General features: G+C 72.1%; 18 protein-coding genes, 1 tRNA gene and 1 riboswitch. Of the genes, 3 read left to right on the top strand and 16 right to left on the bottom strand.

Annotated features, from left to right (window positions below):
- Window positions 1–1,096: RNA polymerase sigma factor (locus E1284_RS12295; RefSeq protein WP_165965232.1), on the bottom strand; the 1,096-nt coding region annotated here is incomplete at its 3' end.
- A 311-nt stretch (window positions 1,097–1,407) separates the two neighbouring features.
- Window positions 1,408–3,792 (bottom strand): substrate-binding domain-containing protein, encoded by a 2,385-nt coding sequence (locus E1284_RS12290; RefSeq protein ID WP_131939175.1) that lies wholly within the window; start codon window positions 3,790–3,792, stop codon window positions 1,408–1,410.
- 233 nt (window positions 3,793–4,025) lie between these two features.
- Between E1284_RS12290 and E1284_RS12285 the strand changes: the two genes are divergently transcribed.
- The gene (locus E1284_RS12285) at window positions 4,026–4,841 is read left to right on the top strand and encodes a TrmH family RNA methyltransferase (RefSeq protein ID WP_131939174.1); all 816 of its coding nucleotides are present in this window, start codon (window positions 4,026–4,028) and stop codon (window positions 4,839–4,841) included.
- Between the two features lie 128 nt (window positions 4,842–4,969).
- On the opposite strand, the gene E1284_RS12280 is transcribed toward E1284_RS12285, so the two are convergent.
- From E1284_RS12280 to E1284_RS12265, 4 genes are all read right to left on the bottom strand, one after another.
- Window positions 4,970–6,022 (bottom strand): hypothetical protein, encoded by a 1,053-nt coding sequence (locus E1284_RS12280; RefSeq protein WP_131939173.1) that lies wholly within the window; start codon window positions 6,020–6,022, stop codon window positions 4,970–4,972.
- Between the two features lie 120 nt (window positions 6,023–6,142).
- Complete coding sequence (locus E1284_RS12275) at window positions 6,143–6,511, bottom strand: hypothetical protein (protein ID WP_131939172.1); 369 nt, start codon at window positions 6,509–6,511, stop codon at window positions 6,143–6,145.
- Window positions 6,508–10,785: an SseB family protein gene (locus E1284_RS12270; protein ID WP_131939171.1), complete on the bottom strand. Its 4,278-nt coding sequence runs from the start codon at window positions 10,783–10,785 to the stop codon at window positions 6,508–6,510. Before E1284_RS12270 ends, E1284_RS12275 begins: the two co-directional genes overlap by 4 nt.
- Window positions 10,786–10,886: 101 nt before the next feature.
- A complete protein-coding gene (locus tag E1284_RS12265) occupies window positions 10,887–12,143 on the bottom strand; it encodes an aminotransferase class V-fold PLP-dependent enzyme (RefSeq protein WP_131939170.1) in 1,257 nt (418 codons plus the stop codon).
- A gap of 41 nt (window positions 12,144–12,184) precedes the next feature.
- A riboswitch (SAM riboswitch) is annotated at window positions 12,185–12,301 on the bottom strand.
- A 50-nt stretch (window positions 12,302–12,351) separates the two neighbouring features.
- Here E1284_RS12265 and E1284_RS12260 point away from each other — a divergent pair.
- Window positions 12,352–12,723, top strand: a complete 372-nt coding sequence (locus E1284_RS12260) for a hypothetical protein (protein ID WP_131939169.1) — start codon at window positions 12,352–12,354, stop codon at window positions 12,721–12,723.
- A 144-nt stretch (window positions 12,724–12,867) separates the two neighbouring features.
- Here the strand turns inward: E1284_RS12260 and E1284_RS12255 are convergent, their stop codons facing one another.
- Both E1284_RS12255 and E1284_RS12250 read right to left on the bottom strand, forming a co-directional pair.
- A complete protein-coding gene (locus E1284_RS12255) occupies window positions 12,868–15,558 on the bottom strand; it encodes a transglycosylase domain-containing protein (RefSeq protein WP_243714428.1) in 2,691 nt (896 codons plus the stop codon).
- Between the two features lie 263 nt (window positions 15,559–15,821).
- Window positions 15,822–16,973 carry an FKBP-type peptidyl-prolyl cis-trans isomerase gene (locus tag E1284_RS12250; protein WP_131939168.1) on the bottom strand — a complete coding sequence of 384 codons (1,152 nt, stop codon included), beginning with the start codon at window positions 16,971–16,973 and terminating at the stop codon, window positions 15,822–15,824.
- Between the two features lie 215 nt (window positions 16,974–17,188).
- Between E1284_RS12250 and E1284_RS12245 the strand changes: the two genes are divergently transcribed.
- A complete protein-coding gene (locus E1284_RS12245; protein WP_131939167.1) occupies window positions 17,189–18,007 on the top strand; it encodes an exodeoxyribonuclease III in 819 nt (272 codons plus the stop codon).
- Here E1284_RS12245 and E1284_RS12240 read toward each other — a convergent pair.
- The 8 genes from E1284_RS12240 to E1284_RS42490 all read right to left on the bottom strand — a co-directional run bounded on the left by E1284_RS12240 (window position 18,004) and on the right by E1284_RS42490 (window position 25,523).
- Window positions 18,004–18,582 (bottom strand): methyltransferase domain-containing protein, encoded by a 579-nt coding sequence (locus E1284_RS12240; protein ID WP_131939166.1) that lies wholly within the window; start codon window positions 18,580–18,582, stop codon window positions 18,004–18,006. The genes E1284_RS12245 and E1284_RS12240 overlap by 4 nt on opposite strands.
- Before the next feature lie 10 nt (window positions 18,583–18,592).
- On the bottom strand, window positions 18,593–19,348 hold the full coding sequence (locus tag E1284_RS12235; RefSeq protein WP_165965231.1) for a class I SAM-dependent methyltransferase: 756 nt from the start codon (window positions 19,346–19,348) through the stop codon (window positions 18,593–18,595).
- Between the two features lie 34 nt (window positions 19,349–19,382).
- Window positions 19,383–20,426, bottom strand: coding sequence for a hypothetical protein (locus E1284_RS12230; protein ID WP_131939164.1), 1,044 nt, complete (start codon window positions 20,424–20,426; stop codon window positions 19,383–19,385).
- Window positions 20,427–20,611: 185 nt separating this feature from the next.
- Entirely contained in the window at window positions 20,612–21,115 is a 504-nt protein-coding gene (locus E1284_RS12225) for an ATP-binding protein (RefSeq protein ID WP_165965230.1), read from the bottom strand.
- Between the two features lie 228 nt (window positions 21,116–21,343).
- Window positions 21,344–23,539: a hypothetical protein gene (locus tag E1284_RS12220; protein ID WP_131939162.1), complete on the bottom strand. Its 2,196-nt coding sequence runs from the start codon at window positions 23,537–23,539 to the stop codon at window positions 21,344–21,346.
- 1 nt (window position 23,540) lies between these two features.
- A tRNA-Glu gene (locus tag E1284_RS12215) sits at window positions 23,541–23,612 on the bottom strand.
- A gap of 43 nt (window positions 23,613–23,655) precedes the next feature.
- A complete protein-coding gene (locus tag E1284_RS12210) occupies window positions 23,656–24,435 on the bottom strand; it encodes a class I SAM-dependent methyltransferase (RefSeq protein ID WP_207923707.1) in 780 nt (259 codons plus the stop codon).
- Between the two features lie 32 nt (window positions 24,436–24,467).
- Window positions 24,468–25,523: a restriction endonuclease subunit S gene (locus tag E1284_RS42490; RefSeq protein WP_207923706.1), complete on the bottom strand. Its 1,056-nt coding sequence runs from the start codon at window positions 25,521–25,523 to the stop codon at window positions 24,468–24,470.
- Between the last annotated feature and the right edge of the window lie 14 nt (window positions 25,524–25,537).

The raw sequence follows: 25,537 nt of genomic DNA, 5'->3' as shown, positions 1-25,537 counted from the left end.
GGGTCGGGGAGTCCAGGGGGTCTTCGGAGTCGGGCGGCGAGGACGGGTCGACCACCGACGCCGACGCCCCGCCCGACGGGTCCTGCGCGGTCGTCCCGCTGGTGGGAGAGCCGCCCGACATCACATAGAACGCCCCCGCGACGATCACGATGACGGCCGCGGCGGCGGCGAGCGCGGGCCAGAGCGCGCGGTGCCCGCGTCCCGGGGCGGAGTCCTGGACGGGCGACGCGTCGTCGGGGTAGGGCCAGCCCCACTCGTCCAGGGGCCCGGCGCGATGCGCGATGTAGGACAGGTCCGAGGCGAGCGCGGCGTCGGTGGCGGTGGCCATCACGTGTCCGCGCAGGTCGGTGGGCATCATCGCGACCGGCAGCACCTGCAGCAGCCGTGCCGCGGGCATCGCCCGCCCGCGCCGCGAGCCGCACGTCCGGCACGTCTCGACGTGCTGGACGAGCTTGCGGACGATCTGCGGCGGCAGCACCCGGCCGCCCTCGTCCGCGATCGCGGCGACGGCGGGGCAGTCGCCGCGCCCGGTGCGGGCGATGTGGACGGCGGCGAGCGCCTCGTCGAGGTGGGCCTTGGCCGCGCCGGTCAGATCGGCGGCCTCCTGCGCGCCGAGGCCGAGGACGCCGCCGACCTCGAAGGTGTCCAGGCCGTGCCGCAGCATGAGGTCGAGCGCCTCGCGCTCGCCACCGCGCAGCGCCGACAGGGCGCTGTGCACGAGCCGGCGGGTCTCCTGCCGGCGGGCGAGTTCGGCCTCGTCCAGGAAGCCGTCCTCGACCTCGGGCGCCTCGTGCCGCGCGGCGGGACGGTCGGGGTCGCGCAGCCGCCGCCGGCACTCGTTGCGGACGAGCGCGTACAGCCAGCCGCGGAACCGCTCGGGTTCGCGCAGCACGGGCACGTGCGCGTAGGCGGCGATGAGCGCGTCGTGGAGCGCTCCGGCCGCCTGCTCCTGGTCGCGCAGCAGCGCGTGGCAGTAGTCGTACAGGCGGGCCGCGTAGCGATCCATCACCTGGATGAGCGCGCTCGGATCGCCTGCGGCCAGCGACCGGGCCAGGCGTTCGTCGTCGGCGCGGTCGAGACTGGGCCAACCGGACACGGGTGTCCTCCCGCGGGCAGTGTTCGGCTTCCGTGTCCGCGGCATCGGGGACGGACCGGAAGATCGAGGAAGGGGGAGCGTGCGCTCTCCCGTCGCCGGGTGCGCCCGGCGGTCATGTCCCCGTCACGGGCCGGGGGGAAAGCGGGTCGGAGGCCCGACGGCCCCGCTCCCCGTCGGGCCTCCACCCAGTTTGACGATCCACCGCGGCACCCGGTTGACACCGGAGGCCAGGAAAAATCAGGAACTACCTGACGCATCCGTAAGATCACCGAAAGGTGATCATGCGGTGCCGCGGACCGCCGGCCGCCGGGTCACTCGATCCGGCGGGACAGCATCTTGAGGAAGATCCTGGAGATCTCCTGCGGCGTCTGCGCGACCTGGACGTTGCCGTTGGTCGCCGCGGCGATCTGCTCCAGCTCGCCCCGGTCCACCCCCTTGCCGAAGCCGATCATGTTGACCTGGATCGGCTTGTTCGGGTCCTGCATGGCCTTCAGCTGCTGCAGCGTCGCCTTCAGCGTGGGGCCGCCGTCGTCGTCGTTCTTGCCGTCCGTGAGCAGCAGGATCGAGTTGCCGAACTCGGGCTTGTAGGTGTCGTTCATCTTCTTGTAGGCGGCCAGCATCGTCCGGTACAGGCCGGTGTCGCCGTTCGGCTTCGGCTTCATCTGGTTGAGCGTCGACAGGACGAGCCCGCGCCGCGTGTTGGACCCGATCCGCTCGCCGAGCGGGCCGATCGGCACCGTGATCTTGTACGGCAGGTCGCCGTTCATCTTCGTGGAGAACAGCCACTGGCCGAGCTCGGTGTCGTTCGACATCATGCTGAGCCCGCCCTGCGACACCTGCGCGATGGCCTGCAGCCGGTTGGTGTTCGGGCCGACCTTCTCCAGCATCGAGCCGGACACGTCGATCAGCGTCAGCATGCGCAGGCCGAGCGTCAGCTTCGACCACGCCTGCATGATCTTGGCGACGTCCTCGCTCTTCGGCTGCGGCAGCTGCCGCGGCTTGGCGGGGCTCACCCCGGCCGCCTGCGTGAAGCCCGCCGGCGCCTTGTTGTCGGTGGTGCGGAAGCCCAGCTCGTGGACGTCCTTGCGGGTGGCCTCGGTGGTCATCGCCTTCTCCAGCAGCCGGGCGCCCTTCTGCTTGGCGGCGTCCTTGCCGGTGACGGTGAACGGGTAGTCCATCGACAGCGTGCCCTCGATCGGGTACAGCGCCACCGCGGGCTCCGCCGGCTTCGTCCGGTTGTACTGGAAGAGGGCCTGCTCGGACGACAGCGAGATCGGCTTCTTGCCGGTCTGGCCCTTGCGGAACGCCGCGAACTCGGCCTCCACGGTGGGGACGGTGCTCTCGCGGACCGTCCGGACGATGCCGGTGAAGATCGAGTCCCGGTTGGGGTCGTTGGCCAGCAGCATGCTGGTGACCATGAGCGAGCCCATGCCCGCCGCGTTCTTCATCGGGTCGGGGACGACCAGCCGCACCGAACCCGCCGGGATCATCTGGTTCTTCGTCACCGCGCCGCCCGCGACGCCGCCGGCGGCCTTCAGCAGGTTGTCCCAGGACGGGCTCGCCGTGATGCCCTGCTTCTGCAGCTGCGCGGCGAGCGACTGCGGCAGCCCGACGACGATCGGGCTCTTCGCGATGGACGTCTTGGTGGAGATGACGCCGCTCTTGTCATCGCCCTCGGCGTCGGCCTGCGCCAGCGAGATCCACAGGGACGAGTCGGGGATCCACACGTCCGGCCGCTCGTTGGACCCGCCCGCGACGGCCTGCCCGGACAGCAGCGGCGTCACCGCGGCCGACTCGACCTTCTTCACCGTCGCCTTGACGCACTTGCCGTCGACCTTCTGCTTGCTGTCGTTGAAGCGCCCGGCGGCCTTCTCCACGACGGGCGCGATGTCCGGCGCCGCCGCGACCGACAGGTTCATCGCGTCGTCGCCGGAGCAGCCGCCGCCGCTCTCGGCGAACGCGTAGACGCCGACGCCGAGCAGCAGCGCCAGGCCGACGGCGCCCGCCATCGGGCCGATCAGCGCGGTCGCGCTGCGCTTCTTCTTTCGGCGCCCGTACTCGTAGCCGCCGGATCCGCTGTCATAGCCGCCGGACCCGCCGCCGTAGCCACCGGACCCACCGGACCCGCCGGACCCGCCCGATCCGCGGGACCCGCCGGACCCCGTTCCGCCGGCGCCGCCGCCGAAGAACCCGGACGGGCCGCCGTCCGAACTCCGGATCGAGTCGTACTCGCTGTACCCGGTGCCGGCCAGCGGGGAGGACTCGGGCGCAGGCCCCTGCGGGGACGAGCGCCGCGGATCACCCTGCGGGTAACCACCGGACCTCTGTTCCCCCTGCGGGTATCTGCCCGAACGCTGTTCCCCCTGCGGGTATCCGCCCGAACGCTGCTCCTGCGGGTATCCGCCGGATCGTCCAAGACCGTAGCCGCCCGCGTCGGACGCGCCGCCGAAGCCGCCCGAGCCGTAGACCGGCTCCTCCGACGACTGCCGCGGCGTGAACCACTCCGGCGTCTCGCCGGACGCGCCGGGCGGTGCGCCCTGCGGCCCCGCCGGGGGCTGGGAGAGCGGCCGCCCCTGGGCGTCCCGCGCGCCGAACCAGTCGGACGACCCGTCGTTGGCCGGACCGAAGACGGGCCTGGACGCGTCGTAGCCGCCTTCCATCCCCTCGGGGAAGTCATTGCGATGACGTCCGCTCATGGCCTGCCCTCGATTCACCAGAAACCCGCCGATGTTCCCCGGCACTGTAGTAGTACGAACCAGAGGTTACAAAGAACTCAAAACTGATAATGACGCAGGTCATCACCGTATGTCCCGACGAACCTGGCATTGCCTCGGGCCGTCACGGACCGCTACCGCGGCGGTACGGATCGGTGCGGCCACGGGTTCGAAGCCGACCGAATCCGGCCGCGGCGGGCGGCAGACTGGGGGACATGGCCCACCTCGTGCCCGTCCGGGATCCCGCCGACCCGCGCCTTGCAGACTACGTGCGGCTGCGGGATGTGAACCTCCGCAAGAGCCTGGAGGCGGAGCACGGCCTGTTCGTCGCCGAGGGCGAGAAGGTGATCCGCCGCGCGATCGCCGCCGGCCACCCCGTCCGCTCCCTCCTCATGGCGCGCCGCTGGGCCGACCCGCTCGCCGACGTCCTGTCCGGCCTGGACGCCCCCGTCTACGTCGTGGACGACCCCGTCATGGAGTCGCTCACCGGGTTCCAGGTGCACCGCGGCGCCCTGGCGTCCCTCGAACGCCTCCCGCTGCCCCCGCTCGACGCCGTCCTCACCGGTGCCCGCCGCCTCGTGATCTGCGAGGACATCGTCGACCACACCAACATCGGTGCGATCTTCCGCTGCGCCGCGGCCCTCGGCGTGGACGCCGCCGTCCTCGCCCCACGCTGCGCCGACCCCCTCTACCGCCGCTCGGTCAAGGTCTCGATGGGCGCGGTCTTCGCCCTGCCGTACGCCCGCATGGCCGACTGGCACAACGACCTGTCCACGATCCGCGACGCGGGCTTCCAGCTCCTGGCCCTGACCCCGTCCCCGGACGCCGACCCCATTGACGAGGTGAAGACCGCCGACCGCCGCGCCCTCCTCCTGGGCTCGGAAGGGGACGGCCTGTCGTCCCGCTGGCTGCACGAGGCCGACCACCGCGTCCGCATTCCCATGAACGAAACAGCCCTGTCCCGCGGAGTCGACTCCCTGAACGTAGTCGCGGCCGCAGCAATAGCCTGCTACGCCCTGACCCGCCCCTGACCCCCGAATGGCATCGCCGCCTTATTCGGGCTGAGTAGTTGATCATTCTAATGTGGCGAGTTCAACGCATAAAGAAGGGCTGAAAGCGTGGCGAAATGAAGTCTTGCGGTGATCAACCAGCGAGGCTGTTACTTGCCGAACATGCCGCGGCGGGGGCGTCGGTGCGATCCCTTTGGGCGCTTCGCGGCCGCCCCGGCCGGTACGCGCCGCCTGCCGAGCCGCAGTTGGGTCAGCAGCAGTGAGAACGCGACCAGCAGGGCGGCCAGCCACGCGATCTGGGTGCTCGCCATTCGCTCGAACGTGATGTCCTGCGCGACGGGCGCCTTGTTGCCCTGCAGCCGGCTCTGCGGGGTCGCCGATCCGGGCGCCGGACTCGGCGCGACCGACGGGCTCGGCGCCTGGATGGACGGCAGCGCCACCTGCGGATTCCGAGGATCGAACGACGAGTTGGGCGACGGCGGCACATACCCGCTCGTCCCGCCGGACGTGGAACCGCCGCCAGAACCCGACCCGCCGGAACTGCCGCCCCCGCTCGTCCCGGACGACGACTTGGTCGCACTGGGCGAAGGCGACGGCTTCGTCGGCGTCCGCGACGGTGATGCGGTGGGCGACTTCGTTTCCTTGGGCAGCGGGGTGAAGGTCACCGTGGCCTTGTTGGTGTCGCTGTCCTTGACTTCTTTCGTTTCGTCGGTGGCCTCGACGACGGTGCCTTCCACGGTCACCGAGAACGTCACGGATACGAGCTTTTCGATTTTCGCCGGTACCGAGACGAACGTTTCGATGGGCTTGGCCTCGGTGTCCACACTTCCGAAATCACAACCGTCGGCCTCGGCGGGTGGCGGGCAGGCACCGGTGACGTCCAGCTTCACGGTCGGCTTCGCGGACACGACGACCTCTGTCACATGCACATTGGTCGCGCGGCCCGTGGTGGTGGCGGCCGTGATGGTGAAACCGACCTTTTCGTCGGCCTTGGCGCCGGCCTTCTTCGCCTTGACGCCCACGACCAGTTCGGGCGTCTCCGGCGGAGAGGGGGAGGCCGAGTCCGCGGGGGCGGGCGATGTCGAGGTGGACCCTGAGGGGGACGGGGTGGCGTCGGCTAGGGCGGAAGCGCCGCCGGTGGCGAGGATGGCCGCTGTGCCGAGGCCGATGAACACCGGTTTGACCGCCGATCGGCAGATCACTGCCGCCGCACCTCCGTCGCGTCGCCGTTGAGCGCCCGTGCCCGCTGTGTGAGTACCCGAGGGATCGCCTCGAGAATCAAGCGAACACGGATCTACGGGCCAAATCAAGCCCGTTCCGCATCAGATCAACTCCTCGCGGACGTCCTCGATCTCCGTGCCGGGGGCCCACGCCTGCCAGATGCCCTGGTCGATGCGGTCGAGCCCCAGATTTTCGGCGACCGGGGCCTGCCCGCCCGTGTATTCGACGCGCAGCCATGTTTCATGCTCGCCGACGATGACGAACCGCTCGCCGCGCCAGCGGCAGGTCGTCCGGACGTACCGGAGGTCCTCGATCTCGGACGCGGGGACGATGCGGCGGAACCGCCCCGGCCGCAGCTCCTCGAACCCGTCCGTCGGACCGGGTGCGTACAGCCTGACCTCGCCGTCGGCGCCCGGCGCGGCCTCGAAGTCGCGGCCGAGCCAGCGCGCGACGTACCCGTCCCGGATCACTGCGCGGCCTCCGTCCGTCCGTCCCGGCTCTCGGTGCTCGCCTCGGGCCGGAGCCAGGCGAGCTGGTCGGGGTCGTACATCGCCACGAACCGCTCGGACCGGTCGCGGCCGAGGTAGTACATCTCCGCGCCGTACGGGAGCCGGACGCTGTCCACCTTGTACTCGCGGATGGATCCGGCGCTCCCCGGCGCGAACCCGCCGCCCAGGAACGGCGGCCGCTCGATGACCCAGCCGGCGTCGCCCCAGGCGGACATCTCGGCCTCGTCCCGTCCGCCGAAGGGGACCCGGTACAGGTCAGGGCAGTAGGCGGGCCACCGGATGACGTACACGCCTTCGTCGGCGGGCGAGAACGGGGAGCCGTCGTACAGCATCCCGAGCGCCTCGTACAGCTGGCCGGGCGTCTGCAGTTCGGCGACGTCACCGGTCGAGTGCACGAATCCGCCGACCCGGTCGTAGCCCTGCTCCAGGTACCAGGCGACATGCCCGTGCGGGACGACCTTCTGCATGATCGTCGGGGACGAGACGCGGTCGTCCAGGTCGGACGGCAGCTGCACCGCCTCGGGCTCCGGTCGCGGCGGCGGCAGCGGAACCTCCGGCCGCCCCGGGACCAGCCCGACCCGCAGCGCCCACTCGCTGAGCGCCCGCACCTGGTCGCCCTGGAGGGACGCCCCGATGCGCGTCCCAGGGTTGAGCAGCATCGCCCAGTCGTCCCGGGGCCACGCGCCGATGAGCCGCCGGAAGTCCGCGTACACGAACCGCGATTCGGGCAGCACTTCGCGCAGCCGCACCAGCGACGTGAACACCTGCACGGCGGACTCGCTCCGCAGCGCCGCGTCCCACCGGAACTCGCGCTGCATGGGCGTCACCTCGAGCGGCGCCTCAGCCGGGATCGGGACGAGCACGTTCGCGTTGAGCAGCACCCGGAGGAACGCGTCCGAATCACCGTCCGACGCGGCCTCGTAGAGCTCCTGGTCGATCCGGTTCCCGGGCTCGAACGCGGGCTCCGGCTCCTCGACGGCCCGCAGCCCTCGCGCCGCGTCGCCCGGCCCGCCCGCATGCCGTCCACTGGACATGTCGGACGCAGGAGCCTCGTCGTACGACGCGCCCCCAGGCCGCGCCGCGAACTCGCCCGCCGTCTCACCGACTGGGCCGCCGGGCAGCTCGGACGCACCCGCGCCTCCCGGCCCGCCGCCGAAGCCCTCCCGCGACTCCCCGCTCTGCCGGCCGCCCCGATCGGCGTCGCCGCCGTCCGCCGGCCCGCCCGAACCTGGGATGTTCGGTGCGCCGGGCACGCCAGGTCGACCGGCGTTGCCGCTCCCGGTCGTCCCGACAGTGCCGCCGCCCTGAGCTGCCGTGCCCTCGCCCGGCACGTCAGACGCGCCGGTCAGGCCGGACGCGCCCGGCCGGCCGGTGTAGCCGGTTTCCGCCGGCCCGGCGGTGACACCGCCTGAGGGCGGGAGGTCGGGTACGCCCTCGTGCGGCCCACCGGGGTAGCCGGTCGGGTCGGACGTGCCTGACTGGCCGGTATCGCCGACTCCGGCCGGTCCGAAGCCGCTGATCGGGCCCGGGGCGCTGGGTGCGCTCGCGTGCGGGCCGCCCGGTGTGCCGGATTCTGCCGCATCGCGTCCGGAAGCATCGCCGGGGAAGCCCTGCTGGGGGCCCTCGCCATGCCGACCGACTCCGCCCGGGGCATTCAGCGCGCCTTCGTGCGGGACGCCGGGTGCGCCGGTCAGGCCGGACGTGCTGGGCAGGCCGATGTTGCCGCCCTCTGCCGGACCAGCCGGGCCCAGAGGGTTCGGCGTGGTGCCGGACGCTCCGCCGACCGGACCTGGGATGTTCTGGGCGCCTTCGTGGGGAAGGCCGGGTGCGCCGTGCGGCCCCTCGGCGCTGGAGCCCGGGATGCCCGTGTCGCCCAAGAGGCGCTCGTGCGGCATGCCCGTGGCCTGGCCGGAGCCGTGTCCAGCGGCCGGGCCGGGAACGTTGTGCGGTGCTTCGCCGGGACGGGCGGCGGTCTCGCGTCCTAGATCCGGTATCCCGGGCGCGCCCGTGCTGTCATGAGCGGGTCCAGCCTCCGCTTCGGGCGCTGTGTTGGCCGTGCCGGTTCCTTCAAGGCCGGGTCCAGCAGCCAGGCCGGGAACGCTGTGGGGCGTTTCGCCGGGACGCGCGCTGGTCTCACGTCCCGCACCCGGCGTCTCGGGCTCGCCCGCGCCGCCGTGCGTGGATCCCTCAAGGCCGTGTCCGCCGCCCATGCCGGGGATGCCATCGTGCGGGGAGGTAGCCCGCTCGGTGCCCGTGGTGTCCTGCACGCCTTCGCGCGGAATGCCGGGCGCATAGGGAGCGGGGGGCGGCGCCTCGCCGGTATGACTCGGCAATTCCCGTGCGGTGCCCGGGGCGCCTTCGTGTGGAGCGTTGGGCATGCCGGGCGGCCGGGGAATGCCTTGCGGGCTCTCGGCGGTGCCGCCCGCCGACTCGTGCCCCGGGCCGAGGTCCCCGAGGGGAGCTTCGCTTGCGGGGGATGCCGGAACGCCTGCGGTACCCGGCGGCGGGACGGCGTGGGGGGCCGCTCCCTCTAGGCCGGGTCCGCCGCCGGTGGCCGTGTGCGGCGGGTCCTGGATCGGGTCGGGTGCGCCCTCGTGCGCAGGGACGCCTGGTGTGCCCGTGATGCCTGCGCCTGCCGGGTCCGGCGGAACCGTGTTGCTCGCGGTCTCCGGGCCGGGGGGCGTGTTCAGCGCGCCGGGTCCATCGGGAGCGGGGCCGCCGCCCATGTTCGCCGCGTCCGCGTGTGGGGCGGTGGCGCGGCTCGGGTCGGGGGCGGGCCCGGTGGCTTCCGGGCTCTCGGCGGTGGGCGCCGCGTACTCGTGTTCGGGCGCCGGAGCCGAGTGGCGGCCGGGAGCGGTCTCCGGTGGGACGGCCGGCGCCACCGGAACAGCGGGCGTCTCCGGAGGCGGCGGCGTGGACGCCGACGGCGGCGTCGCCGGCCCGCGGAGGGTGCGGAGCTGGTCCGCCGGCATCGAGGCGTCGATGGGCGTGCCCGGGTTGAGGACGAGCGTCCAGTCGGCGTCGGGCCAGGCCGCGACCATCTCGTGCAGGCTCGGCATGATGAAGCGGGACGACCCGATCGCCTCGTTCATCCACTTCAGCGACGTGAAGACCTGGATGGACGTCCGCCCGTGGACGGGGACGGGCCGCCACGGGAAGTCCGCGTCGCCGGGCACGATGCCCCAGGGCGTGTCCGCGTCGGCGGGTACCAGGACCTGGGCGCCGAGGAGCGTCTTGTAGAAGGCGTCGGTGTCGCGGCGGCGGGCCACGTCGAAGAGGCGCTGCTCGACGTCGTTCTGCGGTTCGAAGTGGTCCGTCATGCGCTGGGCGGCGCGCTGGTCGGCCCAGGTGGCGAGGCCGGGGAGCTGCTGCGCGAGCACCGTGCCGCCGGCCGGCGACCCCGAGTTGATCGCCAGCAGCCAGTCGTGGTTCGGCCAGTAGCGCAGCGCGACCGTGAACGGCAGCTTGATGTACTCGGTGCCGGCGCCGGACGCTTCGACGAGCCGCTCCGGGGACGTGAACACCGGCACGACCGTGGAGCCGTCGACCTCCCGCGTCTGCCAGGGGAAACCGGGCCGGCCGGGGCGCAGCGCGAAGTCCATGTCGTCCGGGACGGGCAGCAGGACGTCGGTGTCCGCGAGCGTCTGCAGGAACAGGTCGTGGTCGTTGTTGGCGGCGGCGCGCAGCAGTTCGCGCTCGACGTCGTTCGCGGGCTGGAACTCGGGGCGCGGCGACTGCCGGGGCAGGTCGCGGTGCTGGTCGCGGAGCTCCTCCCAGGCGGCGGGCGTCCGGCCGACCTGCGGCGGGCGCCCGTCGCCGTCCGCGACCTGGCGGACGAACCAGGCCGGCATCCGCGCCTCGATGGGCAGCACCGCGCCGACGCCGTGGGCGGGCGCGTCGATGGCGAGCCACCAGCGGGCGTCCGGCCAGGTCTCCGCGATGTCCCCGAACCGGACGGTCATGAAGTGCTGGTAGGACGGCCCGAGGCACGCGCGCATCGCCGACGCGGACGTGTAGGCCAGGACGTGGACGCGGCCGTCCTCCTCCTGGGTCGGCCAGGACGGCTGCGTCTCGTTGGCGAGCACGCCGTCCACCAGCTCGGGCGGGACGGGGACGAGGAGTTCGCTGTCCGCGAGGAGGCGGAAGTAGCTCTCCTGGTCCCCGGCCCGTACGGTCTCCTGCAGTCGGTGTTCCAGCTCCGACGTGGGTCGCCACGCGTCGGCCACGGTCGCCACCCCCTGTTTCCTCCGTGCTCGTCCCCGCGCGACTGCCTACGCTACATGGGCGAACAGGACCAAAGAGCATAATCGCCTGCCCGCGCACGGGTGTTCGCAGGTCAGCGCACCGCCAGCCCGGCGAGGGCGGTGAGCAGCCGGTCGATGTGCTCCTCGCTCGTCCCGATGCCGAGACTGGCGCGGACGGCGGTGTCCCCGCCCGCCAGGTGCCGGACGAAGGGGTGGGCGCAGAACCGCCCGTCCCGCACGCCGATGCCGTGCTCCTCCGACAGGGTAAGCGCCACGTCGCGCGCGTTCCAGCCGTCCACGGTGAACGACACGATCCCGACGCGCGGCGCCCGGCCGCCCCACAACGACAGCTCCCGCACGTGCGGGAGGGCGGAGAGTCCGGTCCGGAGGCGTTCGACCAGAACCTCCTCGCGGGCGGCGAGGTCCTTCCAGGAGGCGGCGAGGGCGTCGCAGGCGGCGGCCAGCGCGATGGCGCCGAGGACGTTCGGCGACCCCGCCTCGTGCCGCTGCTCCGCGGCCGCCGCCCACCGGGTCGTCGCGCCGACCGACGCGCTCGCCCCGCCGCCCTTCAGGTACGGCTCCGCGGCGCGCAGCCAGTCGGCGCGTCCGGCGAGCACGCCGGCGCCGAACGGCGCGTACAGCTTGTGGCCGGAGAAGGCGACGTAGTCCAGGCCGAGCGCGGTCATGTCGAGCGGGCGGTGCGGGACGAGCTGCGCCGCGTCCACCGCGATGCGGGCGCCGTTGCGGTGCGCGACCCGCGCGAGTTCCTCGATCGGCCACAGCTCGCCGGTGACGTTGGAGGCGGCGGTGACGACGAGCAGCCGCGACCCGATCGGGCACGCGCGCAGCGCGCGGTCGGCGGCGGAGACCGCCTCGGCCGCGGTGGCGGGTGCGGGGAGCCGGACGGCGCGCCTCCACGGCAGCAGGGACGCGTGGTGCTCGGTCTCGAACACGACGACGCTCGTCCCGGCGGGCACGGCGCGGGCGAGCAGGTTCATGGAGTCGGTCGTGTTGCGCGTGAACACGACCGCCGACCGCCGCCACGCGCCGAGGAACGAGCGGACGGACTCCCGGGCCGCCTCGTACGCGCCGGTCGTGACCTGGGACGCGTACCCCGCCCCGCGGTGGACGCTGCTGTAGTACGGCAGCGCGCCGGTGACGGCCTCCTGCACCGCCTCCAGGCAGGGGGCGCTGGCGGCGTAGTCGAAGTTGGCGTACGGGACGTGGCCGCCGTCGCGCAGCGGCACCGGGACGTCCGCCCCGACGACGCGCGGGATCCGGTGAACCCGGACCCCCTCGGGGCGCGTCACAGCAGGCGTGATGGGGGAGCGGGCGAGCAGCGTGGGCATACCGGGACCTTCCGGGTCAGGGACCCCGGAGGACAGGTCGGGATCCGCGCTTGCCGGAACGCGGTGCCGCGTCCGGCCAGGTCCTCACCCGGGGCACCCCATCGCGGACGAAGGGTTGCCGGCCAGCAAGCCGGGGCTTGACGCTGGCGCTCATGACCTTGTGCGGAATTATATGCGGGTCCGATCGGGGATCAAGCGGGAGGGTGCGATGCGGTACAGGGCGGTTCGGGCGCTGGCCGGGAGCGTGGTGGTGCTCGGCACCCTGAGCGGGTGCGGAGTCCTGAGCGGCAACTCGGGCCAGGTGTGCACCGACACGAAGAAGGCGTTTGAGCAGTACATCACGCAGGTCAGGAGCATCCCGGCGGCCGAGCCCGCGCGGTGGCGGCAGCCGACCGAGCAACTGGCGGGACGGCTGGACGGGCTCGCGAAGAAGGCCGACGACGACGATCTGAAGAAGGCGCTGAAGGGGGAGGCCGACAAGCTGCGCGCCGCCGCCGCACCCGTCGGCACCGGCGACGTCGCCCAGCTCAACACCGTGATGAAGGAGACGCCGGCCACCATCGGCAAAGCCTGCGACTGACGCCCGCCGCCGCGCGCCTTCGAGGTTCGCCGGCGCCGCGCGGCCTCCGGAACGGGGCTGCGCGGCGCCCGGAACGCAGGGCCGTGCGGGCGCCGGAGCGCCTCTCAACGGCCCCGGTCCCGGCCCCGGGGGCCGCGCGGCGACTCAGCTCATGAAGCCGTTGCGGGTGCCTCCGCCGTCGCCGGTGCCGCCTCCGCCGCCTCCGCCGCCGTCACCACCACCGCCGCCGCCGGGGTCGTCACCGCCTCCGCCGCCGGTGCCGCCGCCCCCGCCGTCCGGGGGCTGGATGATGGTCGGCAGCCCGGTCGGCGGCGTCGGGATGTCCGGCTCCTGCGTGTCCGGCGGCGGACCGGACGGGCCCTGCGTGCGCGGCGGCTCCGTCTGACCCGGCGTGCTCGGCCCCGTCGGGCGCCCGTAGCCGCCGCCCGGCCGCTCCGACGGCGACCCGAACGACTTGGGCGCGTAGTCCTTGATGTCGACGGCGTCCGTCATGTACGTCCGCCAGATCTGCGCGGGCAGCTGCCCGCCGTACGCGCCGTAGCCGGGGATGTTCAGCGGCTTGCCGTCGCTGCGGAACATCGCGACCGACGTCGCCATCTGCGGGATGAACCCGTTGAACCAGATCGCCTTGCCCTTGTCGGTCGTGCCGGTCTTGCCCGCGACGTCGCGGCCGTCCGGGAGCTGGGCGTTCGTTCCGGTACCGCCCTGCACGACCTTCTGCATCGCATAGGTCGCGTCCCGCGCGTTCTGCGCGCTGAGCGCCCGCTTGCCCTTCTCGGTGAACGTGCGCTTGTGGTTCTCGTTGTCGGTGACGGACTTCACCACGAACGGCGTCCGGTGCACGCCCTCGTCCGCGAACGTCGCGTAGACGCCCGCCTGCTGGACGGGGTGCAGCGACACGATCCCCAGCGGGAACGTGGCGGCGCTGCGCTGGTCCTTGGTCATCTGCGACGCGGGGATGCCCATCTTCTCGGCCATCTCGGCGATCTTGTCGTTGCCGATGTCCTCGCCGAGGTTGACGTAGGCCGTGTTGATCGAGTGCTGGGTGGCGGTGACGAGGTTCACCATGCCGAAGCTCTCGTTGCTGTCGTTGTGGATGGACGACCCGGCGAACGTCTGCGGCGAGCTGCCGTCGTAGGTGCTGCTGAGCGACCGGCCGTCCTGCAGTGCGGCGGCGAGCGCGATCGGCTTGAACCCCGACCCGGCCTGCGCGTGGTCGCCGAACGCGCTGCTCAGCGCCTCCTCCAGATAGCCGCGGCCGCCGTAGAAGGCGAGCACCTGCCCGGTGTCCGGGTCGACCGATACCGCCCCGGTGCGGATCTTCTTGCTCATCCCGTCCGGGGTGTTCTGCGTCACGGCCCGCTTCATCGCGTCCATCAGCCGCTTGTCGAACGTCGTGGTGATCTTCAGCCCGCTGCGGTTGATCTCGTCCTCGCTGTAGCCGCGGCGGTCGGTCAGCTCCTTCTTGGCCACATTGACCATGTAGCCCTTCTGGCCCTTGAGGACGTCGGTGATCTTCTGCTTGTCCGGGACGGGGAACGTCATCGCCGACGCCTCGGCCGACGTCAGGTACTTGTCCCGCACCATGTTCCCGAGGACGGACCGCCAGCGCTGCTCGGCGGGGGCGCGCTGCGCGCCGGTCGGGTCGGAGAAGTTGCTCGGCTGCTGGATCGCCGCCGCGAGGTAGGCGCCCTCGGCCGGCGTCAGCTGCGAGATGTCCTTGTCGTAGTAGGCGTGCGCGGCGGCCTGCACCCCGTAGGCGTTGCGCCCGAAGTAGATCGTGTTGAGGTACTGCTCCAGGATCCAGTCCTTGGACTTCTCCCGGTCGACCTTCAGCGCGACCATGATCTCCTTGAGCTTGCGGGTGACCGAGCGCTCCTTGCCGATGCCGCCGTAGTAGTTGCGGACCATCTGCTGCGTGATCGTCGACCCGCCCTGCAACTGCTGCCCGGTCACGGTCGACCAGAACGCCCGCGTCGTGCCCTGCACCGAGACGCCCGGGTCGTCGTAGAAGCTGCCGTTCTCTGCCGCGATGACCGCGTTGCGGGTGCTCTCGGGGACGCGGTCGAGGGCGACGGCGTCCCGGTTGATGCCGGTCTTGGCGATCTGCGTCTTGCCGTCGGAGTAGTAGAACGTCGGCCCCTGCGCGATCGCCTTCTCCTGCGGGGACGGGACCGGGGTGAACAGGTAGGCGACGCCGAACGCGGCGACGACGAAGCCGACGAGCCCGAGCAGCACGAACAGCGTCCGGCGCAGCCACCGCGACCGGCGGCTCCGCGGCCTCTTCCCGGGATCGCCGCCGCGCCCTCCGCCGCGCCCTCCGCCGCGCCCTCCGCCGCCACCGCGACCTCCGCCGCCGTCGTTCCCGGACGGCGGCGATCCAGCGTGCTCGGACGAGGCGGCGGGCATGGTCTTGGTATCTCCGGTGCCGGGCGCTCCGACACCATCGGACCCCGGCTGGTCTGCGACGTCGCCCGGCTCGCCCGGTTCATCCGCTTTGGCGAACCCATTGGCGCCGCCGGACTCGTCCCCCGCGGGCGATTCGGTGCCGGACGCGTCGGGGAGCGCGGCTTCGGCGGCCGTTTCGGCGGGCGGCGATTCGGCGGCGGCGGCGCCGGCGGAGTCCGGTGCTTCGCGACCCTTGTCGCCGTTCTGTGATTTGTCGTCCCCGTCCGGGAATTCGGCGTCCTGGACGGATTCTTCGGTCTCCGCGGTCAGCGTGCCGGTCGCCGGACCGTCCGTGCCGGCCGGTGCCCCGGCCTCGGTGTCATGCCGGTCCACCTCGGCGGGCCCGGCGGGCGCGTCGCCCTCCGGGACCTTTTCGCTGTCGCTCACAAGCCCCCCGTGAATAATGCGCTACCGACGATACCTGAGGGGATACGTGCGCCGGCCGCCCAATGCGCAACCCCATGGCTTCCCAATAGAGGACGGGCAATCCGTCCCGCCGGTTGTCGTGACGGACGTCGCAAAACCGACTTTCCGCGAAACGGGCCATGCCGGCGCGGAGGCCGACGCCGAGCGGCGGGGCCCCACCGGAACCCCGCCGCTCGCACCTCGTCCTCAGGCGATCCCGCCCGCGCGGCCGTGCCGCGCCCGGCTCACTTCTCGATCTTCGCGAGGATGTCCACGACGAACACCAGGGTGTCGTCGCCCTTGATCTTGGGCGGGCTGCCCTGCTTGCCGTAGCCCTCCGCGGGCGGCAGGACGAGCAGGACGCGGCTGCCGACCTTCGCGCCGGTCAGGCCCTTGTCGAAGCCGGGAATCGTCGCGCCGGTGCCGATCGGGAAGTTCACCGGCTGCTTGTTGTCCCAGCTGGAGTCGAACTTGTCGCCGCTCTTCCAGATCTTGCCGACGTAGTTCACGATCGCGTCGTCGCCCTTGGCGAGCGCCGGCCCGTTGCCCTGGACGACGGTCTTGACCTGCAGCTTGTCCGGCGCGTCCGCGTCCGGGATCGTGATCTTGGGCTCCTTGGCGCCCTTGTCCTCGACCTTCGGCAGGTTCTTGTCGTCCAGCTTCTGCGGGGTGCCCTCCGGCTTCGGGTCCTTCGGGACGGCGGCCTGGATGTCCATGACGAACACCACCGCGTCCTTGTCGGTGATCTGCTGCGGGCTCAGCTGGCTGAGGTCCTTGGACGGCGGGAGCTGCAGCACCACGCGGCTGCCGACGGTCTTGCCGACCAGGTTCTTGTCGATCTCCTTCAGCCCGCTCTTGCCGAGGACGAGGGGCCGCGGGCCGCCGGGCTGCTGGGCCTGCTGCTCCCAGGTGGAGCTGACCTTCTCGCTCGTGCTCTTGACGCGCGAGTTCTCCTCGTCCTTGTCCTTCGCCCACTTGTAGGTGGCGAAGGAGACGTAGGCGGTGTCGCCGTCGGCGAGCGCGCGGCCGGTCCCCTTGATCGGGGTGGTCACCTTCAGCGTCCGGGTCGGCGCGAGCTTGGTGGGGATCTCGACCTTCGGCTCGGCGGCGAACTTGCCGGTCACCTCGATCACCGGATCGGGGCGGTTGACCCACCAGTACACGCCGCCGGAGATCGCCAGCGCCGCCACCACGATCCCGGCGATCACCATGAGCCGCCGCTTGCGCGCCTGCTTGGCGGTCAGCGCGGACGGGGCGGACGGCCGGTTCAGCCCGCTGCCGCGCCCCGCGCTGATGCCGTGCGGGGTGAACTCGGGGCTGCGGATGCTCTGGGCGTTCGGGATCTTCGCCTTCGCCTTGACCGCCGGCTTGCCCCGGGGCTTGTCATCCTCGGACATGGTTCCTCACTTGCTCCGGGTTAGACGACATCACGAACGTGACCACCCTTCCAGGGCCGGGCTAAGCACAGCGTGAAAACCGTGTAAAGGAGGCCGACCCGCAATCTACCGGTCATCGTGCGGACCGCGGTGCCGTCTGGCAGGGGACTGGAGAAGCCGCCAGGATATCCCCGCCGGGCGAATGACTCGCCCCCTCCGGATGGCAGGCTGGGGGAATGCGCCTCGCGACGTGGAACGTCAACTCGGTGAAGGCCCGGCTGCCGCGCCTCCTCGGCTGGCTGGACGAGACGAAACCGGACGTCGTCTGCCTGCAGGAGACCAAGTGCGCCGCCGACAGGTTCCCGTCCGGCGACGTCGCGGAGCTCGGCTACGAGACCGCCGCGCACGGCGACGGCCGGTGGAACGGGGTCGCGGTTCTTTCACGGGTCGGCATTGAGGACGTCTCAAAGGGCTTCCCCGGCGAGCCCGTATACGAGGGCGAGGCGGAGGCGCAGACGCAGTTGACCGAGCCCGTCCTGCTCGCTCCCGAAGCGCGCGCGATCGGCGCCACATGCGGCGGTATAAGGGTCTGGTCGCTGTACGCGCCGAACGGCCGCACCCCTGACTCGGCCCACTACCTCTACAAGCTCGCATGGTTCGCGGCCCTGCGCGACGCGCTGGCCGCCGAGCTCTCGTCCGGGACGCCCCTGATGGCGACCGGCGACTACAACGTCGCACCCACCGACGACGACGTCTGGGACCCGTCCGTCTTCGTCGGCTCCACCCACGTCACCCCGGCCGAACGCCGGGCACTGGCCGAACTCCGCGCCCTCGGCCTCCACGACGTCGTCCCCACCCCCATGAAGGGCCCGCACCCTTATACCTACTGGGATTACCGGGCCGGGATGTTCCACAAGAACCTCGGCATGCGCATCGACCTCGTCTACGGGAACGGCGCCTTCGCCGAGCGGGTGCGTTCCGCCTACGTCGACCGGGAGGCGCGCAAGGGGAAGGGGCCGTCCGACCACGCCCCGATCGTCGTCGACCTCGACTAACCGCCGAAGCGGGCGAGGAGCCGGCGTTTGCCGGCGGACGGGACGTCGGCCTGGTCGAGGACGGTGAAGCCGTCCGGGAGCAGTGAGGCGGGTTCGCCGGGGGCGAGGCACCACGCGGCGGGCATCTGCGGGCGGTCGCGGCGGGCGTCCTCGGTGAACGCCTCCCAGCCCAGCAGGCCGCCGGGCAGGACGGCTGCCGCCGCGCGCCCGAACACGGCGCGGTCCCAGAAACCGGTGCACAGGACGAGCGCGTACCCGGGAGTTTCCGGCCGCCACCGCCCGAGATCCACCTGGACGGGCGTGATCAGCGACTCCAGGCCGCGCCGGCGGGCCTCCGCGCCGAGCCGGCCGAGGGCGATCTCCGAGATGTCGACCGCCGTCACGCGCCGTCCGGCCGCGGCGGCGAGCAGCGCGCTGCCGGACGGCCCGGACGCCAGGTCGAGCACGCCGCCGTCCGGCATCGGCAGCGCCAGCGCCCGCTCCACCAGCGGATGGACGGGCGACAGCGCCGGAGCGTCCCCGTACTTGGCGTTCCACCGGAGCCGGTCCGGATGCTCGGCCAGTTCGGGGTCCATGGGGACGACCCTAGCGGCGCTCCGCGATCAGCAGCATGAACAGCGCCGTGGGGAAGCCCTTGCGCCACCACGGGTCGTCGCGGAGCTGCTCCTCGGTCGGGTGCGGCTCGCGCAGGTCCGCGATGACGAATCCGGCGTCTCGGAGCGTTCCAGCGTAGTACTCCAGCGGCCGGAGCCAGCTCGTGATCATCGAAGGGGATTCCATGCCGTCCACCAGGAACCTCTGGTCGATGCCGCGCGAGGCGAAGTACTGCGCGGCCGGGACGCTGTTCATCGCGCCCTGCTCGGAGTTCTCCACGTAGAAGCACGGGTGCAGCGTCAGCAGGACCAGCCGCCCGCCGCTCTTCAGCACCCGCGCGAACTCGCCGATCGCGCGGGTCGGGTCCTGCAGATGGCTGAACAGGTGGTTGCACAGGACGAGGTCGAACCGGCCGCTCTCCAGGGGCAGGTCCTCCACGCCGGCGCGGATGAACGCGGCGCCTGGCGACGGATGGGACGAGGCCGCGTCGATCAGCCCCTGCGCGGCGTCCACGCCGGTGACGTCCGCGCCCAGGGAGGCGAGCCTGCGGGACAGGTACCCCTCGCCGCATCCGGCGTCCAGGACGCGGAGGCCGGCGCAGGGGCCGACGGCGTCGAGGACGGCGGCGTCGGTCAGCTCGGTCCGGTACCGGTCGCGGCTCTCCCTGATGACCTTCACCCAGTACTGCGCGTTGGCCTCCCACCTTTCGCGCGTCAGATTCGTGATGGCTTGCGCCGTGTCCTCCACCGGCTCCCCATTTCTCAGTGCGTTCCACGCGGGTTCAGGCGACGCCCTTGAGCTGCCGCACCAGCGTGTTGCAGGTCTGTCTGATCGTTCTGTCCCGGCAGTCGGCCCCGCGCAGTTCCAGCGCCTGCACCAACTCCGTGATCCTTCCGCCGAACGCGGGGTCGCGTCTCAGCGCCAGCGGAATGTACGTCGACACCAGGTAGTACAGGTAGGCGTCGTTGTAGACCGCTATCTCGCGCAGCACCTCGGTTGCCGTGTTGCGCAGCGACAGGGAGCTCGGCAAGGTGAAGTCGCTGCTGATCCGGCCGTCTCTGGTGTAGGTGGGGAACGACCATTCCTCCAGTGCCGCGTACACGGGCGTGGCGTCCAGTTCCCTGCGGTACCGCTCGGCGAGCTCGAGGTCGTCCGAGCTGATCAGGGAGCCCATCACGACGCCGCGCATCATGAACGCGCTCTGCCGTCCGGGGACTTCGAAGCTGAGATCGGCCTCCAGCGCCCCGGTGACCTTGCTGACCTGGTGCGTCAGGATGTTGAGCGCCAGGATCGAATGGAACGAGTACGTCTTGCGGTTCAGCCGCGGCGCCAGGTCGACCGAGGCGTCGAAGAGTCTCTGCGGGTCCTTCAGCAGCCCGCCGGAGCCGGTCGAATAGATCGCCTCGAGGGCCCGGTCCTGCTCCCGGCCCCAGAACCGGGCGATGAACGACGACGTCTTCTGCGTCGCCTGCCCGCGCACGATGTGCAGGGCCGCCTCCAGCGCGTTCAGCAGATACTGCTGCGCTACGGCGGAGTTCTCCAGGGCGTCCACGTTGACCGCGAGACCTTCGCCGTGCAGGTCGCCGACGAGCCCGTCCCGCCTTTTCCGGACGGCGTGCGCCATCGAGTACTCGGCGATTCCCGGAACGGACGACATGAGGCTCTGCAGCGACCGCCCGCTGACCCGGTCGAGCCACTCGGTGTTGTCCCACAGCCGGAAGATCGTGCTCTCGTCGAGCCCGGAGAAGGCCGCCACATCGGACATGTTCAGGCCCATGGCCCGGGTGATGTCGGAGAGAGACTTCGGCGCACCGTCCGCTGTCATCACTCGCCCTTGATGTGGCAATTGTCGACGCTTCGATCCTAGCGAAGCGCCGGACACCGGGGCCGGACGATCCGAAGATGTGTCCGTCCCGTCACCGGTGACGGCGAGCATGGCGGCCGGTCACCCCGGTACGGCGGCGCGGCCCAGGAGGCCCCCGCTCACCTGGGCGTCCCGCGGCACCGGTGTCACGGCAGCCGCCACCCTTCCCGGACGCCCACCCCGAACCAGAACGTGGACGTCCCGTTCCTGCCCCGGTGGACCCCGAAGTCGGTGGCGAGCGCCTTCATCAGCGCGAGACCGCGCCCGTGGAGCTGCTCATCGGACGGCCGCGCCCGTTCCGGCTCCGGCCCGCCGTCGGTGACCTCGACCCGCACGTACCGGTCGAGGTGCAGGACGGCCAGGCCGACCGTCCCATCCCGCCGCGGCCGCGCGTGCAGCACCGAGTTGGTCATGGCCTCGCTGGTCAGCAGCTCCAGTTCGCCGAGCTCGGACCGGTCCGCGCCGAAGTGCTGGCCGACGAGCTCCCGGACGTAGCTGCGCGCGAGCCGCACGGCCGGCGGCGTCGCGGCGAGGTCGATCTCCCCGATGAGCCGCCCGGACGACTTGCCGTTGTTCCAGGCGGACGGGATCCCGAGTTCGAGCGAGGGTGCCAGCACGGGCCCCCCGGCCCACGCGTCTGTTGGGTTCATGGCGGCGTTGGTTTCACGTCTCCGTGTCGGGCTGTAAGCGAACATGTGTTCTCAGACCAAGTCGAAGTCGGACGTGGGTGAAACAACCCACAGCCTGACGCAGCGAACAACCCCCAGTCACCACTCCTTGCGCGCACGCAAGCCCCTTGCCCCACCCAGCGCCCCATCACCCTCCGCGCCTTCGAGGTAACGCTACGAAGCATCCCGGCTGCGGCCCGATGTCTGCGGTCAGGTGAGCATCCAGTGTCCGTCTGGGGACCAGCCGAGGAACTGCCGTGCCTTGGGGGCGGAACCCGCGTCGAGGGTGCCGCCCGTCAGGACGTGCCGGAGTCCCGCCAGGACGGGATCGAGTCGCCGGATGGTGCGCGGCGGCTGGCGGTCCAGCTCGTCCTGCATCCAGGCGATGGCGGAGACCTGCTCCTTCAGGCCGCATAGCGACAGGTAGAAAAGGGTCTGGCGCCAGGCGTAGGCGGCGTCCTTGATCGTGCGCAGCGGGCGCGGGTTGTCCTGGATCCGCCGCACCAGCCGGCAGGTGACGGCGAATGAGCGCCGGGCCAGGTCGTTCCAGCCGTCCAGGGGTGCGACGCCGACCGGGTGGACGAGTGCGGCCAGGTTGTGCGTGGTGAGGATCTGCGACTGCTCGATCACCATTCCGTTGGCCACGATGCCGTGTGCCGCGGTCCACGACCCCCGGTCACCTCCGGCCCGCTTCAGGCACAGCTTCTCGAAGCCGGTCTCCATGGTGCGGACGGCGGCGTAATCGATGCGGTAGTAGCGCGCGTAAAGCGTGCCGTCGAGGAGCTCGCCGGCCATTTTCGCCGCGGCCAGGAACTTGGGCGTGAACGTGCCCATGAAGATGTCGATGGCGAGTTCCTCGACGAAAGGAACCTCGATGCCCGCCTGCCGGGCGAGGGCGGAGAGCTGGCTGATCATCGGGTTGGGAACGGCCGTCCCCGGAAAGGCGTGCAGGGTCAGGCCGCCGAGCTGCGTCAGCACGGTGTGCGCGTTCGCCTGCGCGGCGTCGTCCGTCCGCCGGTACTTCCGGACGGCCTTCACCCAGGGGAGTTCGTCCACCCGCACCTGGTGCTCCAGGTTCAGCAGGAGCAGCGAGCGCCGGTTCCGGAACGCCCGGTGGACGGACGCCATCAGGGTGCGCAGCGCCGGGTCCGGGTAGGAGAGCGCGGTCGTGGACGCCACCAGCTGCGGCACCAGGTCCGCCAGCACCTCCGCGGACCGGACGATGCCGCGCTCGGCGAGCGTGCTGACCGGCGCCTCCAGCGCCCGGTCGACCGCCGCGCGGAGGTGCCGCGGCAGCTCGACGTCGCGGTCCCCGACCGGGACGGGCGCGGTGAACGGGTCCGTGGACGGGACGCCCCGGTCCTGCGGCACCGCGTCCAGCCGCTCGATCACGACCTGCGTCAGCGCGTGGTGCGTGGGCCGCGCCGCGTCGGCGGCCTGCCGGTCGCGCAGCGCGGTGTGCCGTGCCTCGCCGGGCGCGCCCCGCTTGGCGACCATCGAGTCGATGGCGTGCCGGAGGAGCGGGGAGGGCCGCCGCCCGGCGAGCACCTCCGCGAGGGACGTGCGCAGGATGGCCGCGTTGCTCTTCGGCTTGCGGTGCTTCGTGGAGAGGGTGTGCTCGGCCGCGAGGGCGGTGTAGCGGGTGAGCAGCGCGGCGCCCCGGTCGCGCCAGCCGTCCGGCTCGGTGGCCAGGACCCGCCCGTCCTGGACGGTCTCCAGCCAGTGCGCCAGCAGGTCGTCCGCGAACGGGTTCCAGACCGTCAGGGTCTCGTTCATCGCGGCGATCGCCCGGTTGGACGGCCTGGCGGCGAGGTGCCGCCGCACGTCGCCGGCCGTCTCCCGGCTGACCAGGGACGCGTCGCCCGGCGGCCGCTCGGCGGGCCTCGGCAGGAAGCGCAGCGTGCCGGCGAACGGGCCGATGCTCTCCAGGACGTCCAGTGCCGCGGCCCGGTCCCCGGCGCGCAGCAGCCACGCCACCGCGAGCAGCGCGGACTCCTCCGGCAGGACGATCTCGTACCGTCCGCTGTCGAGCAGCGCCTCGAGGCCGGCCAGCCCGGCATCGGTCAGGTGGTGCGCGAACAGTGCCCGCCGGTCGGCGGGGATGCCGGCGCGCCGCGCCGCGTCCAGCTCGGGGGCGGTCAGGTCGCCGCCCGCGGCCGGGGCGCCGGTGGCGAAGCCGCCCTTGACGACCTCGGGCGTCACCCAGGCGGGCAGCCCGGCGACGGGGGCGCGCGAACCGATCCGCAGCGTCCCGTCGCCCATGCCGGACAGCACGCGCGACCAGCGGTTCAGGCGCTCCTCGGCCCGGCGGCGCGTCTCCGCGTCCTCGTGCGACCGCGCGGTCACGAGTGCCTTGGCCAGCTGCCCGGCGGCGTATCCGGGATTCGCCCGCAGGTCCTCGTCCATGCCAGCGTGGCGGGTTCCGCCCCCGCGCCCTTCGGGATGAAAGCCCGACGCTCTGCTGCTGAGCTACACGCTGTTCGCGCCCACGCTAGAGATCGGGCATTCCCGGAGGCAACGCGTTATTCGCCGGGAAGCCGTCCCCAGGCGGAGATCAGGGGCGCCAGGGTCAGGTCCAGGCGGCCTTCGGCGATCGCCGCGAGGAGGTGGTCGAGCTCTCCGGTGGTGGCGTGGCCGCCGGCGATGAGCCGGTCGCGTACCTGCAGGATGGTCGCGGCCTCCAGCACCCCGCACGCGGGCGCCGCGATCGGGGAGAACGCGTCCGCGCGGACGTCGGCCAGGCCCGCGTCGCGCAGCAGCCGGGGGAGCCGGCGGCCGTAGGCGAGGTCCGCGCCGCGCTCGGCGAGCAGCGTGCGGAAGCCCCGCCGGACGCTGTTGGCGAGCCGCTCGTCGGGCCCGCGCTCGTCCGGGCAGGCCAGCGGCTGGAGCGCGGGATCGGCGTCCTCGACGAGCAGGAACCCGCCGGGGCGCAGGCTCTCGACCATGGTCCGCAGCGCCGCGTCCCGGTCGGCGAGATGCACCAGGACCAGCCGCGCGTGGACGAGGTCGAACGGCCCCTCGGGCGGTTCGTCCCGGACGATGTCGTGCTGCCGGACGTCCACCGGCGCGTCCCGCAGCCACGAGGTGTCGATGTCGGTCGCGAGCACGTGGCCGCGCTCGCCGACGCGTTCCGCCAGCCAGGCCGGGACGGACGGGCCGCCCGCGCCGACCTCCCAGCATCGCCAGCCGTCCCCGACGCCGATGTCGTCCATGTGCCGGAACGTCCACCGGTCGAACAGCTCCGAGATCGCCGCGAACCGTTCTCCGGCCTCAACCTGGCGGTTGCTCAGCAGATATTCCACCCCTTGATGATGGCGCCGTTCCCGGCGGGACGTTACGGGATCAGCCGGGGAAGGAGCGCGTCGCGCAGAGCGGCCAGGGTTCGCGTCTCGGCGGCGGCGGCTTGCACGCGCGCGGCCAGGGCCGTAGTGAATTCGTTGAAGGCCCGAGCCTGTGCGTCGCCTGGCCACGGGACCTCGAACGCGGCGATGTCGGGCCATTTCGCGCGCGGCATCCGGGTGCCGTCGCCGACGGCGGACGCGTGGGCGACCACCGCGTCGCTCGACAGGGCCGCGAGCAGCCAGCCCCGGTGGGCCGGGTCCTTCGGGCGGACGACGAGGATGTCCGTCGACGCGACGCCGTCCACGAACGCCAGCCCGGCCTTGTGGAAATAGGGGCGCAGCTTGCCGAAGAGGACGTCGCCGGAGGTGAACCGCCGCTTCCCACTGGTGATGCCGGACGCGCCGGTCCAGGTCGACAGCCACATGTGCCGTTTCGGCATGTGCTCCAGCGCGATGTAGTTCTCGCCGGGGTCGATATCGGCGGCGGGGACGTTCGACCGGATCAGCTCTCCGAGGTCGCCGATCCGTTTCGAGGCCGGGGCCGGAGTCGGGGCCGGGGCCGGGGCCGCGACGGATTCGTAGCGGGCGCGGACCAGTTCGTCGGCGCAGGCGGCCATGCGGCCGTTGACCGCGATCTTGTCGTCCAGCGCACCCAGGACGGATGCCGCCGAGTCCTGCTCCTCCCTGGTCAGGCGGGTGGTGGTGAGGCGGTTCAGGATCCCGTGGGTGAGGAGGGGCTGCCCGGAACCGATGCGGTAGCGGTTCAGCGCGAGTCTTTTCAGGAGGTAGTAGACGTAGCGGGGGTTCACGCCCTCTTTCGCGGTGGCGATGATGGCGTTGTCGGTGACCCAGCACGGCTCCGGGCTGTAATGCACGGCGCCGCAGTAGGAGCCCACGCGTCCGATGACGGTGGCGTGGGGAGCGGCGTTGGAACGGGCGGACGTGCCGATGACGCCGTTGGCGCCATAAGTGCTGTAGGCGGAGCCCTCGGCGGGGCCGGACCTGCCGTTCGCGAAGGCGGCGATCTCGCCGAGCGCCACATCAGCCATCGGCCATCAGCAAT

It is taken from the genome of Actinomadura bangladeshensis, assembly GCF_004348335.1.
Taxonomy (GTDB): Bacteria; Actinomycetota; Actinomycetes; order Streptosporangiales; family Streptosporangiaceae; genus Spirillospora; species Spirillospora bangladeshensis.
This window is presented reverse-complemented; position numbering and strand designations above follow the sequence as displayed.

Coding starts and splice junctions, on each gene's coding strand:
- E1284_RS12290 (WP_131939175.1), bottom strand. CDS start 3,792: ATGAGCGGACGTCATCGCAATGACTTCCCCGAGGGGATGGAAGGCGGC.
- E1284_RS12285 (WP_131939174.1), top strand. CDS start 4,026: ATGGCCCACCTCGTGCCCGTCCGGGATCCCGCCGACCCGCGCCTTGCA.
- E1284_RS12265 (WP_131939170.1), bottom strand. CDS start 12,143: ATGCCCACGCTGCTCGCCCGCTCCCCCATCACGCCTGCTGTGACGCGC.
- E1284_RS12260 (WP_131939169.1), top strand. CDS start 12,352: ATGCGGTACAGGGCGGTTCGGGCGCTGGCCGGGAGCGTGGTGGTGCTC.
- E1284_RS12250 (WP_131939168.1), bottom strand. CDS start 16,973: ATGTCCGAGGATGACAAGCCCCGGGGCAAGCCGGCGGTCAAGGCGAAG.
- E1284_RS12245 (WP_131939167.1), top strand. CDS start 17,189: ATGCGCCTCGCGACGTGGAACGTCAACTCGGTGAAGGCCCGGCTGCCG.
- E1284_RS12240 (WP_131939166.1), bottom strand. CDS start 18,582: ATGGACCCCGAACTGGCCGAGCATCCGGACCGGCTCCGGTGGAACGCC.
- E1284_RS12230 (WP_131939164.1), bottom strand. CDS start 20,426: ATGACAGCGGACGGTGCGCCGAAGTCTCTCTCCGACATCACCCGGGCC.
- E1284_RS12225 (WP_165965230.1), bottom strand. CDS start 21,115: ATGAACCCAACAGACGCGTGGGCCGGGGGGCCCGTGCTGGCACCCTCG.
- E1284_RS12220 (WP_131939162.1), bottom strand. CDS start 23,539: ATGGACGAGGACCTGCGGGCGAATCCCGGATACGCCGCCGGGCAGCTG.
- E1284_RS42490 (WP_207923706.1), bottom strand. CDS start 25,523: ATGGCTGATGTGGCGCTCGGCGAGATCGCCGCCTTCGCGAACGGCAGG.